The 14,315-nt window shown below is 69.4% G+C and carries 10 protein-coding genes and 1 pseudogene; 5 read left to right on the top strand and 6 right to left on the bottom strand.

Going from position 1 to position 14,315, the window contains the following annotated elements:
• Positions 1-633: 633 nt before the first annotated feature.
• A complete protein-coding gene (locus tag ACFYP5_RS31695) occupies positions 634-1,269 on the top strand; it encodes a DUF6629 family protein (RefSeq protein WP_389042276.1) in 636 nt (211 codons plus the stop codon).
• A 213-nt stretch (positions 1,270-1,482) separates the two neighbouring features.
• Here the strand turns inward: ACFYP5_RS31695 and ACFYP5_RS31700 are convergent, their stop codons facing one another.
• Both ACFYP5_RS31700 and ACFYP5_RS31705 read right to left on the bottom strand, forming a co-directional pair.
• The gene (locus ACFYP5_RS31700; protein ID WP_389042278.1) at positions 1,483-3,183 is read right to left on the bottom strand and encodes an acyl-CoA dehydrogenase family protein; all 1,701 of its coding nucleotides are present in this window, start codon (positions 3,181-3,183) and stop codon (positions 1,483-1,485) included.
• A 73-nt stretch (positions 3,184-3,256) separates the two neighbouring features.
• A complete protein-coding gene (locus ACFYP5_RS31705) occupies positions 3,257-3,868 on the bottom strand; it encodes a TetR/AcrR family transcriptional regulator (RefSeq protein ID WP_389042280.1) in 612 nt (203 codons plus the stop codon).
• Positions 3,869-4,333: 465 nt separating this feature from the next.
• On the opposite strand from ACFYP5_RS31705, the pseudogene ACFYP5_RS31710 reads away from it, so the two are divergent.
• A pseudogene (locus tag ACFYP5_RS31710) lies at positions 4,334-4,798 on the top strand (lamin tail domain-containing protein); the annotation flags it as partial.
• A gap of 397 nt (positions 4,799-5,195) precedes the next feature.
• On the opposite strand, the gene ACFYP5_RS31715 reads toward ACFYP5_RS31710, so the two are convergent.
• The gene (locus ACFYP5_RS31715) at positions 5,196-7,298 is read right to left on the bottom strand and encodes a SpoIIE family protein phosphatase (RefSeq protein ID WP_389042282.1); all 2,103 of its coding nucleotides are present in this window, start codon (positions 7,296-7,298) and stop codon (positions 5,196-5,198) included.
• Between the two features lie 410 nt (positions 7,299-7,708).
• On the opposite strand from ACFYP5_RS31715, the gene ACFYP5_RS31720 reads away from it, so the two are divergent.
• Positions 7,709-7,849 (top strand): hypothetical protein, encoded by a 141-nt coding sequence (locus ACFYP5_RS31720; RefSeq protein WP_389042284.1) that lies wholly within the window; start codon positions 7,709-7,711, stop codon positions 7,847-7,849.
• Between the two features lie 32 nt (positions 7,850-7,881).
• A complete protein-coding gene (locus ACFYP5_RS31725) occupies positions 7,882-8,055 on the top strand; it encodes a hypothetical protein (RefSeq protein ID WP_389042285.1) in 174 nt (57 codons plus the stop codon).
• 799 nt (positions 8,056-8,854) lie between these two features.
• Here the strand turns inward: ACFYP5_RS31725 and ACFYP5_RS31730 are convergent.
• The 3 genes from ACFYP5_RS31730 to ACFYP5_RS31740 form a co-directional block, all read right to left on the bottom strand.
• Positions 8,855-9,070, bottom strand: a complete 216-nt coding sequence (locus ACFYP5_RS31730; RefSeq protein ID WP_389042287.1) for a hypothetical protein — start codon at positions 9,068-9,070, stop codon at positions 8,855-8,857.
• 132 nt (positions 9,071-9,202) lie between these two features.
• Positions 9,203-9,721 carry an ATP-binding protein gene (locus tag ACFYP5_RS31735; protein ID WP_389042288.1) on the bottom strand — a complete coding sequence of 173 codons (519 nt, stop codon included), beginning with the start codon at positions 9,719-9,721 and terminating at the stop codon, positions 9,203-9,205.
• 537 nt (positions 9,722-10,258) lie between these two features.
• The gene (locus ACFYP5_RS31740) at positions 10,259-10,438 is read right to left on the bottom strand and encodes a hypothetical protein (protein ID WP_389042289.1); all 180 of its coding nucleotides are present in this window, start codon (positions 10,436-10,438) and stop codon (positions 10,259-10,261) included.
• A 306-nt stretch (positions 10,439-10,744) separates the two neighbouring features.
• Between ACFYP5_RS31740 and ACFYP5_RS31745 the strand changes: the two genes are divergently transcribed.
• Positions 10,745-14,089: a S8 family serine peptidase gene (locus ACFYP5_RS31745; RefSeq protein WP_389042291.1), complete on the top strand. Its 3,345-nt coding sequence runs from the start codon at positions 10,745-10,747 to the stop codon at positions 14,087-14,089.
• Positions 14,090-14,315 lie beyond the last annotated feature (226 nt).

Genomic DNA, 14,315 nt, shown 5'->3' on the forward strand with positions numbered 1-14,315 from the left:
GTGCGGTGGTAAAGGCAGTTCCTCGGCCAGGGAACGATGTTCCGTATTCTGAACCGAGTTCTTGTACGCGATCAGCGGTGACGGTACGTCAACGTGATCCGACGGTCAATGAGTTGGCGTGAACAAGCGCGAGCGGACGCACCTGACCGACACCGGCGGTGCTTGCCACCGACGTTCGCACGGTCGGCCGCAGTTGATGGCTTCCGGCGAGGAAGCACCGGCAGCGCCGCGACTGTCCCCTTCATCAGGAAGACCCGGTTCCCGCCCCCAGCGGCCCGGGTCGGAGCCCACCGGTGGCGGGCGGACCACCACCGTGCATGCGCTGTCCGCGCTCCGCGTGACCGCACCCAGGGGACGGTGGTATGCCGGACGGGGGTGTGGGCGGGGCGCCGTTCATGTCCCTTGAGGAGGACCTAAGGGCTGTCCCGCAATCCCTGGCGGGCGTACTACGACGGCTACGGCACCTCGCTGCGTTGTCGGAACGCCCGAATACGTCCAGTATGAGCACGCCCCTCCGCCTTGCGATGCACCGCATCCGACGCCGCGCGCTGATCCACCAGGGACTACGGGACAGCCCTTAGCGTTGCCCCCGTCAGAGAGCGACTCGCACAACTTCGGGGCCGGGGTGACTTCATGTGCTGGAGTGCGACAGCCGATCTGGCGGCCGGTTCCGGCATCGCCGTAATCGGAGTGGTCTGCGTCGCGCGCACCCGCCGGTCCCGCGATCTGCCGCTCGCGGCGCTGCCGCTGCTACTCGGCGCCCATCAGATCATCGAGTCGTTCATCTGGAGCTCCGGCGGCGGCGCCGGCCCCGCCACGGTGGTCTGGGCCGTCATCGCCCTTCCACTGCTTGCGCTCTGGGTGCCGTCGGCCGTGCTGAGCGCCGCGCCGCCGCGGGCCCGGCGCCGACTGCTGCTCCCCGTCGTGGCCGGCGCCGCGACCGCCGCCTCCCTCGCGTACCGTCTGGCCACCAGCCCCGTGACCGCGGAGATCCGCGGTCACACCCTCGGGTACGTCCTCGACCTTCCGCACTCCGAACTGCTCGTCGCGGGCTACCTCGTGGCCACGGTCGGCTCCCTGCTGCTCGCCGGTGACCGCCTGCTGCGGCTGCTCGGCCTCCTCGTCGCCGTCGGGGCCGCGATCTGCGCGACGCTGTGGCGTCTGGAGTTCATCTCCACCTGGTGCGCGTTCGCCGCGGTGTGCTCGGTGGCCTTGCTCGGCTGGACGCACCGGCCCTTGACCGCGCGGACGGCGATGCCGCATCGATGAGGGGAAGGGGTGGTGCCCGGCCGGTCGGCCGGGTACCAGGCATGGGCCCTCAAGGGCTGTCGCGCAATCCCTGGCAGGCGCGCGACGACAGCCACGGCGCCTCGCTGCGTTGTCGGAACGCCCGAGTACGCCCGGTACGAGGACGCCCCTCCGCCCGGCGATGCACCGCACCCGATGCCGCGCGCTGACCCACCAGGGATTACGCGACATCCCTCAGCGTCCGCCGAAGTGCCGCTCCACGATCGCGGCGGCGTCCGTGCCCCGCGGCAGGATGCCGTACTGGTGGCCACGGTCCTCGCCCAGACGGGCGGCGACGAACGCCTCGGCCATGGACGCCGGAGCATGCCGCAGCATCAGCGAGGACTGCAGGGCCAGTGCCATCGCCTCGACCGTCGCCCGGGCGCGCGTCTGTGCGGAAAGGGGATCGCGCAGGTCCTCGGCCAGCTCGCGACGCACCCGGCGCACCTGCGCGTCGAGTACGGCACTGGCACCGGCGGTGGTCTCCAGCTCGGCCCAGAAGGCGTCCAGCGACTGCGGGGTCCTGGCGATGCCGCGCAGCACGTCGAGGGCGATGACGTTGCCCGAGCCCTCCCAGACGGCCATCACCGGCTGTTCGCGGTAGCGGCGGGCCAGTGGCCAGTCCTCGGTGTAGCCGTTGCCGCCCAGGCACTCCAGCGCCTCGTAGGCGTGGTGCGGGCCGCGCTTGCAGATCCAGTACTTGGCCACCGCCGTGGCCAGTCGGCGGAACATCGCCTCGGACTCGCCGCTGCCCGTCTCGTACGCCTGGGCGAGCCGCAGCGAGGTCCAGGTCGCGGCCTCCGTCTCCAGGGCCAGATCGGCGAGGACCGCCGTCATGGCCGGCTGGTCGACCAGTCGGGCACCGAAGGCGCTGCGGTGTTCCGCATGCCAGATCGCCTCGGAGACCGACTGGCGCATGCCAGCCGTGGTGCCCAGTACACAGTCCAGGCGCGTGTGGTTGACCATCTCGATGATGGTGGGAACGCCACGCCCCGGCTCGCCGACCCGTACCGCCCACGTGGAGTCGAACTCCACCTCGGAGGAGGCGTTCGACTTGTTGCCGAGCTTGTTCTTCAGCCGCTGGATACGGACCGTGTTACGGGTGCCGTCGGCCAGTACACGCGGTACGAGGAAGCACGTGAGCCCGGCAGCCGCCTGGGCCAGTACCAGGAAGGCGTCCGACTGCGGGGCCGAGAAGAACCACTTGTGACCGGTCAGCAGATGGGATCGGCCGTCGGGGTCGGACGCGACCGGGACCGCGCGCGTGGTGTTGGCGCGGACGTCGGAGCCGCCCTGCTTCTCCGTCATCCCCATGCCGAACGTCAGCCCCGACTTGCTGCCCGGGGCGATCAGCCGCGGGTCGTAGGAGCGGCTGAGCAGACCCGGCAACCAGTCCTGGCCCACTTCGAGGTCGCGCTGCAGGACCGGGACCACGGCGTGCGACATGGACATCGGGCAGGCGTGGCCCGGCTCGACCTGGGCGAACAGCATGAACGACGCCGCCCGGGCCACCGCGGCACCCGGCTTCGGATCCGCCCACGCCGCCGTGTGCGCGCCATGACGCACGGCCGCGCCGATGATCTCGTGGTACGCCGGGTGGAAGTCGACCTCGTCGACCCGGTTGCCGTACCGGTCGTGGGTGCGCAGCACGGGCGGGGACGTGTGGGCGAGCTCCGCATCGGTCTGGAACTTCGTGGAGCCGACCAGGCTGCCGATCTCGTGCAGTTCCGGCTCGTGCCACGCCGCACCGAACGTCCGGACCGCCTCGGCGAGCGGCACATTGGTGCCGTACTCGTCGAGGCCGGTCCGGGGCGGCGCCTGGTTGGTGACCTCGTGGGTGGGGTGCGGTGCGGGGGCCTCCGGCCGGAGGCCGGTCGGGGATGCGGTGACGGTCATCTCGCGGATCCTGTCTGATGTCGGCTGCCTGGTCGGCCGGTACGGGGGAGTGACGGTGGGGTGCGGGGGCCGGTCAGGTGCCGATCGCTCCCACGGCTCTGAGGCAGAGGGTGGCGATACCTGCCACGACCGGCTCCGGGTCGGTCCGCTCGCTCAACGGGGACAGCGGGCCGAGCAGCGCCTCACTGATCGCTCCGATCACCGCGGCGGCAGACAGCCGGGCGTTCTGTGCGGGCAGCTCACCCTTTTCGATGCCGGCCGTGATGACGGTTTCGGCGAGGGCGTGATAGCCGCGCCGGTAGGTCAGTCGTTCCGCCTCGACCAGCGGATCGACGGGCTCGGCGAGCAGCGCCCAGGCCGTACGAGGCGTGCGCAGTGCCCGGAACGCGAACACCTCGACCAGGGTGCGCAATTGCTCGGCCGCCCCGCTCTTCGCGCCTACGGCTTCCCGTACCGCGGTGAGCTCATGGCCGGCGACATGCCGGAAGACCGCGGCCAGCAACTCCTGCTTGGAGGCGAAGTGGTTGTAGACGCTGCCGGTGGCGACCTGGGCGCGCTCGGCGAGCGCGGAGATGCTGGCCGCGGCGTATCCACCTTCGGCCAGCAGCTGTCGTGCGGCGTCCAGCAGCCGCTGGCGATGCGCGAGCCGGGTCGCCTCGGTGCGGGCGGTGGGGCGGTAGGCCACGATGATCTGAACCTCGATTCATAACTTCACCTCCCACTGAACCACCGTTGTGCTCCGCGCGCAATGAGCGGGAACTGCCTGGTGGATGGCGGAAGTGGAACGCCTTTTCCCATTCCTGCGGCTAATCGAAATATCGTTCGAGGTGGGCTGTGGGGTGGCTGTTACAGAATTTGGCGCCTGTTGCGCGGGGTGCCCCGTGGCGCACACCGAGGGGTATGGGTGCGCGCAAAGCCGGGCGTGCCGATACCGAACGGGTGGATGCAGTGGTCAGTGATTGACGGATTTGCAGACATCGGATGCGTGTCGAATGCAGTCGCGTGTGACAGAAATGTCTGCATTTCGTAACACGTATCGGGGCGTGTGTCGTGAATCGGGTGTTCGGGCCAAAGTGTGCGTTCTCGGCATCACGCCGGGACCGAACAACGCTCGGACCTCGCGGTCCGGGCCAGCATCTGAGAGGTCTTCATGTCCCGTTCCGCACGGCGGTTCACCGCTTCCGTTCTCGCGGCCGGCGCCCTGGTGGCGGCCGCAGCACTCCCGGCTGCCGCCGACGACCACGGTCACGACCGCGGTCGGTACACGTATTCGCCCATCGTCCTGGGGCAGATCCAGTACGACAGTCCCGGACGCGATGACGGCTCCAACCGCAGCCTCAACGACGAGTGGGTCACCGTCACCAACACCAGCCGTCAGACGGTCAACCTCCGTGGCTGGACGCTCAGTGACGAGAGCCGCCGCACCTACCGGTTCGACCTGCGTCTTGCCGGCCGCTCCTCGGTACGGGTCCACACCGGCATCGGCCGCGACAACGGCTACCACGTCTATCAGGACCGCCGTCGGTACGTCTGGGACAACAGTGACACCGCGACCCTGCGTGACAGCCGCGGCTACCAGGTCGACTCCAAGTCCTGGGGCCGCCACCACGCCGGTTACGGCCTCGGCTACGGCCTTGGCTACGGCCTCGGCCTCGGCCTCGACCGCGACCGCGACCGCGACCGTGACAACCGTCGCGACCACGGGCGTGACCACGGGCGTGACAACGGGCGTGACCATGGACGTGACCACGATCGTGACCACGGGCGCGACCACGGGCGCGACAACGGGCGTGACCACGATCGTGACCACGGGCGCGACCACGGGCGCGACCACGATCGTGGCGGTCGTCGCTGACCCCGTGACGGCCGTTCCCTGACCTGGGAGCGGACCCCGCCTCTCGCTCGCGGCGCCCCGCGGCCGACCCGGCCGCGGGGCGCCGCACTCGTCATGGGCGGCCGGCGGCGGACTCGTCGGCGGTCCGGTGCGCGGCGCTGCGCGTCGAGCGGCTCCGTCAGTCGAGGCCGGGGACGTCCTGCTCGGTCCAGAGCGCCTTGCCGTGCCGCCCGTACCGGGTGCCCCAGTGGGCGGCGAGCTGGGAGACGATGAACAGCCCGCGCCCGCCCTCGTCGACGGTCCGGGCATGGCGCAGATGCGGTGCCACCGGGCTGCTGTCGTGGACCTCGCAGGTCAGGAACCGGTCCAGGATGAGCCGCAGCTGCAGGGGTGGGGTGCCGTACCGGACGGCGTTGGTCACCAGCTCGCTCACGATCAGTTCGGTCGCCTGGACCGTATCGTCGTCGAGCTCCCAGCCGTCGAGCCGGTCGCGCACGAGCGTACGAGCGATGGCGGGGGTCGTCCGGTCGTGGGCCAGTTCCCACGTGGCGACGCGATCGGGCGGCACACTGCCGGTACGCGCGAGGAGGATGGCCGCACCGTCGGGGACGCTGTCGGCCGGCAGCGTGTAGACGACGCCGTCGCACAGCTCCTGCAGAGTGCGGTGGGGGCGCGCGAGTGCGTTCCGTATCCGGGTGGCGGACGCGTCGTCCGGCAGCAGAGCGCCGGTGGCGAATGCCAGGATGCTGCCCTCGTCGAGTTCGAGGGTGGCGGTGGCGAACGGGGCGCTGTCGGCGGCGAAGAGCGCGGGCCCCTCGGGTACGTCGACGGCGGGCGCGCTGCCGTCGGGTGCGATGACGATCGGCGCGGGATGCCCCGCACGGGCGACCGTACAGGTGCGGGTGAACGGGTCGTAGACCCCGTAGACGCAGGACGCCTTGAGTGACTCCCGGTGCAGCGAGTCGCGCGGCGGAAGTGCGGCACGCTCGCCGGCGAGGCGGTCCGCCGCGTCGTTCAGCCGGGCCAGGACCTCGTCCGGCTCGAGGTCGAGACCGGCCAGAGACTGGATGACCGTACGCAACTGCCCCATGATGATGGCCGTTTGGAGTCCGTGACCTGCGACGTTGCCGACAACCAGGGCGGTGCGGGCGCCGGACAGGTTGATGGTGTCGAACCAGCATCCGCTGTTGCGCCCGGGCAGCAGGACATGCGCGGTGTCGACGGCGACCCCGGCGCCGCCGCCCGCCGGAAGCAGCCTGCGCTGGACCGTCGACGCGATCACATGGTCGCGCTCGTACCGGCGCGCGTTGTCGATGCTCAGCGCGACGTGCACGGCCGCCGACTGGGCCAGCGTGATGTCGTTCTCGTCGTACGGATCCGATCCCGGGCACCGGTACAGGCTCACCAGCCCGAGGACCGCGCCGTGCAGCTTCAGCGGGACCACCATCAGCGAATGGGCCTCGAGTGCCCGGATCACCCGGGCGGTCTGCGGATCCGAGACGAGCCACGGGGTGTCTGCGTCGAGCGCGAGAACACGGGGCTGCAGGTCCGACACCGCCAGGGCGAAAGGGGTATGGGCGGGCAGCCGGCGCGTGTCACCGATGAGCCCGCTCTGCTCGCCGACACCCTCGATACCGCGAAGGGTGGCCCGGCTGACACCGCGAAGGGCGGCCCGACGCAGCGGGACGTCCGGCCTCAGCGGGCCCATCGGAGGATCCGCACCGCGCAGCACGTCGTCCAGCACCTCGACCACGGCGAAGTCGGCGAATCCCGGCACAGCGGCTTCGACGAGCGCCTGGCACGTGGTCGCCACATCGAGGGACCGCCCCACGCCCTTGAGCAACCTGGCCCGGTACATCGCACGAGTGCGGGCCTTTTCGCGTTCGGTGACATCGACGACGGCGGCGAGCAGTCCGAGGATCTGCTCCTGTTCGCCGTTGAGCCGGAAGACGGTGACCGTGTAGCTGCGGCTCGGACCCGGCGCGTTCTTGATCCGGCCGTGGACCAGCCGATCGTGCACCGGAACACCCGTGTCCAGCACGCGTTGCAGTAGCTTCTCGAAGGAGTCCGGCCGGTCGAGATGGTACGCATCGGTGAAGTGACGCCCGATCGCCTGCTCGGCGAGGTCGGCACCGGCCAGAGAACTGATCCGTACCACCCGCAGCTGCGGATCCAGTACATGAAGGCCCACCACGGACTGGTTGAACAGTCTGTTGAGGAGCGCCGCGTCCAGACCGTCGTCGTTCATGGACGCGGGGACCGGTGCACCTGCGTCCGACACGGTGTCACCCCCATCAGGCTCCGCCACCCATGCGATTCGTCACGTATGCGATCAGCCTCCGGGCTCCTGGTCCGCCCCGCCACCGAGGAACGGCAGACGAGTGAATCCCGTCCGCAACTCCGGGCGGAGGACCGGTCCGAACCTCCCGTCACACGATCCGGAGCAGACACGGCAACCTTTTGGCGTCCGGCGGTGATCGCATCTGCGTCACCGGCCCCGGACGGAAGGCGCGCAACCGTGACTCATCCCTGTCTGCGATCCTCCCGCAGCCGCCGCACCGGCCGGCTGCGCGCTCCGGTCACCGCACTGGCGGCCGGTGTGCCGGCCGTCACCGGCACGGTCGCGGGGGCCGGCCCTCACAGGCGGCGACGGCCCGGCAGGCCGAGGCCCTGGAGCGCGGCGTCGTCAGCGTGCACCCCGGCACCGGCGATCTCATCAGCCGGCGCCGGCTCGCCGCAGGCCCCGAGGACGTGGCGTTCAACGGGTACCGGGCCGGTACCGAGGCCAACACTTCACCCGTCGGCCTGATCAAGGCCAGGAGGCCCTCGTGACAGGGCGCTTGACGATCGGGACGATGGGGGACATGCCACCTGTGACGACTCACCTGACACCCAAGTCCGGAAAAGAGATCACCCTCGACGACCTCCGTGAACTCGTCCAGAAGACCAAGGACGTGAACGGCAAGAGCCTCATCGTCACCACCGTCAACAACCGGCAAGCCAAGATCGGCCAAATCGACATAGACATCGCCGACTGATCAGAACACGGACAGCAGGCAGGCTGCGGCGACCGATGTGCGATTGAGCCCTGGACCTCATGGCCCGGGGCCTTCGTCTTGGATACAGACCGAGCGAGCGTCCACCGCCGCCGCCGGTCGTCCGGCACGGCTTGGCCGTCGGCGTCGCACCCGTCCCCCGCACAGCAGAACCGTCGGCACACTCCGCCGCAGGCGCGCAGACCCTGGCCGGCTACGTCAGCCACCCCTGCGACCAGGACAAGGCCAGGCTCACCATCGAGCAGGCCGTCGCTCAGCGGAAGACGTGGTGCGTTCCCTTGAGGCGAAGAGAAGAACGCCCCGACGTTTTTCAGTCACGCCTCTACCCCTATGGCTGGTTCGGGTGCATCGTTGATCGCGCGGGATCCCCGAAGCCTCCAGGCCAGGGCCCCGTTTCGGGTCCCGTCCGTAGCTGCGCCCGCTCGGCGGGGCCCGCCGCCCCTCCCGACCTCCCTGCGGGAGGGTCGGGGCATGCCCGGGCACATGTTGGTTCGTAGCGGTGCGCGCGACTGCCGCACCATTCGATCCGGCGCGGGTGGTCGAGCAACCGGGGGCCGTCGTGCCGGCCCGATCCCACGAAGATGGCCGCTGCTCCGGCATCTGCGGCGGGCACGCCCCTAAGGGCTGTCCCGTAATCCCTGGCGGGCGCACGACGACAGCTGCGGCACCTCGCTGCGTTGTCGGAACGCCCGAATACGACCGGTATGGGGACGCCCCTCCGCCTTGCGATGCACCGCATCCGACGCCGCGCGCTGATCCGCCAGGGATTACGGGACAGCCCTTAGGAACATCCCCACCGGTATCGATGCGGCCAGCCGCCGCGCCATTCGATCCATTCCGCGTTCTCGAGGTAATGCTCGGCGTCGCGGAGACCGGCCCACCGGAGAAGTTCGATGAGGCCCCAGTCGTCGTAGACGAGACCGACGATCTCGTCATTGATCGTGACCGCCCTGCCACCGGTGAGGGAGAAGCCGTGGACGACTATGGGGGCACTCATGCATCCAGGGTGCATCAGGCTGCTGCTCACAGCATCCCCGCGGCTGCCGTCCGCGGAACAGCGGCTGACCGGGACCGGGCGGCGATTCCGTCCGCTCGGCGCAGCCCCGCCCTTCACCGTAGCCCCCACGATTCACCTGAGGGCCTCTGCGATCTGCACGGCGGCCTGGGCGGGCGTGAGGTGCGTGGTGTCGACGACCTCGGCCTCGTCGTGCAGCCACGTGCGGGCCGCCTCGGCGTAGGGCTCGAGGTATTTGAGACGGAAGGGGGAGGGGCCGAGGAGTGTGTCCCCATCGATGCGCCCGCGGAGAGTGTCCTGGTCGGCGTGGAGCACGAAGTGCCGTACCGGAATGGCATGTTGCAAGAGGCCCGTGCTGATCTCGCGCCAGTACTGCTCGACCAGGACAGTCATGGGCATCACCAGAGTGCCGCCGGTGTAGTCGAGTACGCGGCGGGCGGTCTCGACCACGAGCGGCCGCCACGGCGGCCAGTGCTGGAAGTTGTCCGTCCCGGGCAGTCCCGGCGTGATGTCCATGAGTGTCTCGCCGACCTTCTCGGCATCGAAGACCCGTGAATCCGGGATCAGCCGCTGCACGAGTGCACTGGTCGTCGTCTTGCCTGCGCCGTGGGTGCCGTTGAGCCATACGATCATGGGACTCGACGTTACCGCTGTGCGGGCTGCGGGAACGGACAGCGCAGAAATCCGGTATGGCTTCGGCGTTTCACAGGTTGGTGTCACCACCAGGATCAGGTGTCACCTGTCTCGAAAAGTGGCATGACCTCTGGCCCGGGCCGGTTGTCATACCTGCCCGGTACCGTGGACTCATCACATTCGCGCCTATGGCTGGGCGCAGCTACCGAACCGCCCCGCCCCCGGAACAGCGCCCGGGAGCGGGGCGGACGCGCGTCGGCCCTCGGCCGATGTCCCGGGATGCAGGACAGCCGTCTTCGCGGCCGTCTCCCATGCGGACCGGCCCTGTTCGGTCGTCACGGCTTCGGCGACCACGGCAGCCTGGAACGTTTCTGCCGCAGTACGTCACCGCGCCCAGCACTCCTCGGTGTGCGGCTCGGTCAGGGCCTGCTCCTGCGGGGACGGAGAAGCCCGCGCCGGTTCGATCGGTTCGTCACTCGGTTCGGTCCCAGCCGGACCGAGTGTGGCGGCACCGAAATTCAGCCGGAGCCGCGCAGCTCACGCCGCCTCGACGGCATCCGTCCGGACCGCGACCGCCCACTCCACCAGCAGCCGCTCGTACTCCCGCCGGCCCTCCGGCGACAGCACGGCACCCGACCGCTCCCAGAGCGCGCGAATGTCCTCGTTGACCGCGTCGGGAGAACGCACGGGCGTGGCAGGCGAAGGGGGGCGAGACATACGAAAAGACTACGGCGCGGGACTGACAATGGCCCCGGCCGCGTACAGGGTGATGCGCCACGGAACGCCCTCGGTGGCGGGACGGCGACAGCGCCACGGCCGACCGTTTCCATGTCATGAGTGCTTTTCCGTGCCCATAGGTATATTTCCGTCAACTCCGCACGCGTGTCGCGGAAATGTTCATGCGTTCGGGTGCCGCTCGGTCATAATGCGTCGACCGGGGGGTGCGGAGACCTGTGCGTGACCCCGCGGAACTGGCGGTTCTCAGGAACCACTTGATCTCCAGGGGGAGACTTGCACAGACATATGAAGAGTGCGTGCGTATCCACCCTTGCCGCGGCAGCCGCCGTGGCGCTAGCGGCGGGCATGACCACCCCGGCCGTGGCGACAGCGGACAGCACGCAGGCGAGGGCCACGGGCACTCAGTTCGTGGCCCCGCACCACATCACACTCATCACCGGTGACCGCGTCTCCGTGGATGCCAAGGGCCGTGTCGTGATGTTCGAGCCCGCCAAGGGGCGCGAACACATACCCGTGGCCAAGCGCATACGCGACGGGCACACGCTCCTCGTTCCGAGCGACGCCCGGGGGCTGATCGTCGACGGCAAGCTCGACGAGCGGCTCTTCGACGTCACCGAGCTGAACCGCGCGGTGAACCGCAAGGCCCAGAAGGCGGGCCTGAAACTGATCGTCGGGTATCGCGGCGGGCAGGCCGCCGCCGCCAAGGCCGAGGTCCGCGAAGCGGGTGGCACGAAGGTCCGCCGGACCTTGAAATCGCTGAATGCCGACGCGCTGACCACCCCGAAGAGAGACGCCAAGGACATCTGGCAGGCGCTCACCAGCAAGCGGGCGGGCAGCGCCGAACGCGCCACGGCCTCCGGTGTCGACCGGGTCTGGCTGGACGGGATGCGCCGGGCGAGCCTGGACAAGAGCGTGCCCCAGATCGGAGCGCCGGCCGCGTGGCAGGCCGGTTACACAGGCAAGGGCGTCAAAATCGCTGTCCTGGACACCGGTGTGGACGCCACCCACCCCGACCTCCAGGGCCAGATCCTTGCCGAGAAGAACTTCTCCGCCTCGGCCGACGCGGTCGACCGCTTCGGGCACGGCACCCATGTGGCGTCCATCGCGGCCGGCACGGGCGCCAAGTCGGACGGGAAGTTCAAGGGCGTAGCGCCGGATGCCAAGCTGCTGAACGGCAAGGTGCTCGACGACAGCGGCTACGGTGAGGACTCCGGGATCCTGGCCGGCATGGAGTGGGCGGCCGAGCAGGGTGCCGACATCGTCAACCTGAGCCTGGGCGGCGCCGACAGCCCCGAGATCGACCCGCTCGAGGCCGAAGTGAACAAGCTGTCCGCGGAGAAGGGCATCCTGTTCGCCATCGCGGCGGGCAACGAGGGTGAGGGCGGGGCCGGCACGGTCGGCTCGCCGGGCAGCGCGGACGCCGCGCTGACCGTGGGAGCGGTCGACGACAACGACAAGCTGGCCGAGTTCTCCAGCCGAGGCCCGCGTATCGGCGACGGTGCGGTCAAGCCCGACGTGACCGCACCCGGTGTGGACATCACGGCCGCCGCCGCACCCGGTTCCGTCATCGACCAGGAGGTCGGGCAGAACCCGCCGGGTTATCTGACGATCTCCGGTACGTCGATGGCGACCCCGCACGTGGCGGGTGCCGCGGCGCTGCTCAAGCAGGAGCACCCGGAGTGGAAGTACGCCGAGCTGAAGGGCGCTCTGACGGCGTCCACGAAGCCTGGCGCGTACACGCCGTTCGAGCAGGGCTCGGGCCGGATCGCCGTCGACCGGGCCATCGGCCAGAGCGTCGTGGCCGATCCGGTCTCGGTCGGCTTCGGGGTCCAGCAGTGGCCGCACACCGACGACACCCCGGTCGTCAAGAAGGTGACGTACCGCAACCTCGGTACGACGGACGTCACCCTCGACCTGGCGGTGACGGCCACCGGCCCGAAGGGCAAGCCCGCCCCGGCCGGCTTCTTCACCCTCGGCTCGGACAAGGTCACCGTCCCCGCTGCCGGTACCGCCGAGGTACCGCTGACCGTCGACACCAGGCTCGGTGGCACGGCGGACGGCAGCTACTCCGCCTATGTCGTCGGCAGCGGCGGTGGCCAGACCGTCCGCACCGCGGCCGCGGTCGAGCGCGAGGCCGAGTCGTACACCGTGACGCTCAAGCACCTCGACCGGCAGGGGAAGTCCGCCGCGCTCTACGACACGAGTCTCGTCGGTGTCGGCGGGGACGTGGCGGACGTGTGGCTGGACCCGACGGGACCGACCGGAACGGTGAAGGTCCGTGTCCCCAAGGGGGCTTACGCGGTCAACACCGGCATCTATGTGGACCGGCAGGACTTCAGCAAGGGCGCCGACTGGATCTTCCAGCCGAAGCTGAGCGTCACCAAGGACGTCACCGTGACGCTCGACGCCCGTAAGACGAAGCCGGTGGACATCACTGTGCCCGACACGGCCGCGAAGTCGCAGTTCGCCTCGGCCGACGTCCAGATCGAGACAGAGCAGAGCGGCTACGGCTTCGGCTGGTGGCTGGACTCGTTCAAGGGCTTCCGCACTGCCCATCTGGGCGCACAGGTGACCGACGGCTCGCTGTCCCAGTTCTGGTCCGGTATCTGGGCCAAGGGCTCATCGACCGGCTACAACGTCGTGTTCGGCGGGCCGGTGAAGCAGGTCGCGACCGGCTACACCAAGAAGTTCACCACGGCTCAGCTGGCCAAGGTGAAGATCGGGATCGGCGCCTCCGCCGCCGGGAAGACCGGTGGGATCGCCCCGTGGGGCTACGTGCCCGGATCGTTCTCCAACGTCTCCGTCCCGTCGGAGCAGAAGCTCCCCGCCACCCGCACGCTCTATCTCTCGACTGCGAACAAGGTGAAGTGGAGCTTCGACTTCGAGCAGTACAGCGGGGTCGACTCCGACGGCTTCCCGCTGACCGACGCGTTCTACACGCTGGGTGCACCGCAGACCTTCGCGGCGGGCAAGAGCTACGGGAAGACCTTCAACACGGCGGTGTTCGGCCCGAGGATCGACAAGTCGTACGGTCTGTTCCGCGAGGGGAACGACCTCATCGGTGTGCTGCCGCTCTTCGCCGACGGCCAGACCCACTCCGGCTCGTCCGCCTACACCTCGGTGAAGACGTCGCTGTACCGCAACGGCACGAAGGTCGCCGAGAACGCGGACGCGCTGGACGGGCAGAGGTTCTTCAAGGTCTCTTCCGGTGACGCCGAGTACCGGCTCACGACCTCCGTGAAGCGATCGGCGAAGGTGGCGTCGGCGTCCTCCCGGATCGACGCCAGCTGGACCTTCCGGTCGAAGAAGACCTCTTCGGTCGCACAGCTGCCGGCCTCCACGGTGCGCTTCTCGCCCACGGTGACCCTGGACAGCAAGGTCACTGCGGGCCGGACCGCCTCCGTTCCGGTGAAGGTGCTGGGTGCTGCCGCCGGTACGAACCTCAAGTCGCTGACGGTGTACGTCAGTTACGACGCCGGAAAGACCTGGAAGAAGGTCACCGTCAAGTCGGGCAAGATCTCGGTGAAGAACCCGGCCAAGGGGAAGGCGATCTCCTACCGGGCCAATGTCACGGACAAGAAGGGCAACAAGTCGTCCGTGTCGATCTACAACGCGTACTACGGGAAGTGACGGCGCTCAGCCGCTGAACTCCGTGTGAGTGGCGGGTGATCCAAGGCGGCCTGCCGGGACGGTTCTCCGTTCCGGCAGGCCGTTCGCGTGCGCGGAGGTCTCGGTGTCGTGGTGCGGCCGTGCCGGGCGCCCGGCACGGCACAGCCACAAGTCACCGGCGCCGCTCAGATGGACGAGTATCCGGCCGGGGGCTCGTTGCCGGAGACCGAGGCCATCGCGGAGTACT

Source organism: Streptomyces sp. NPDC005262 (genome assembly GCF_042872425.1).
GTDB lineage: Bacteria > Actinomycetota > Actinomycetes > Streptomycetales > Streptomycetaceae > Streptomyces.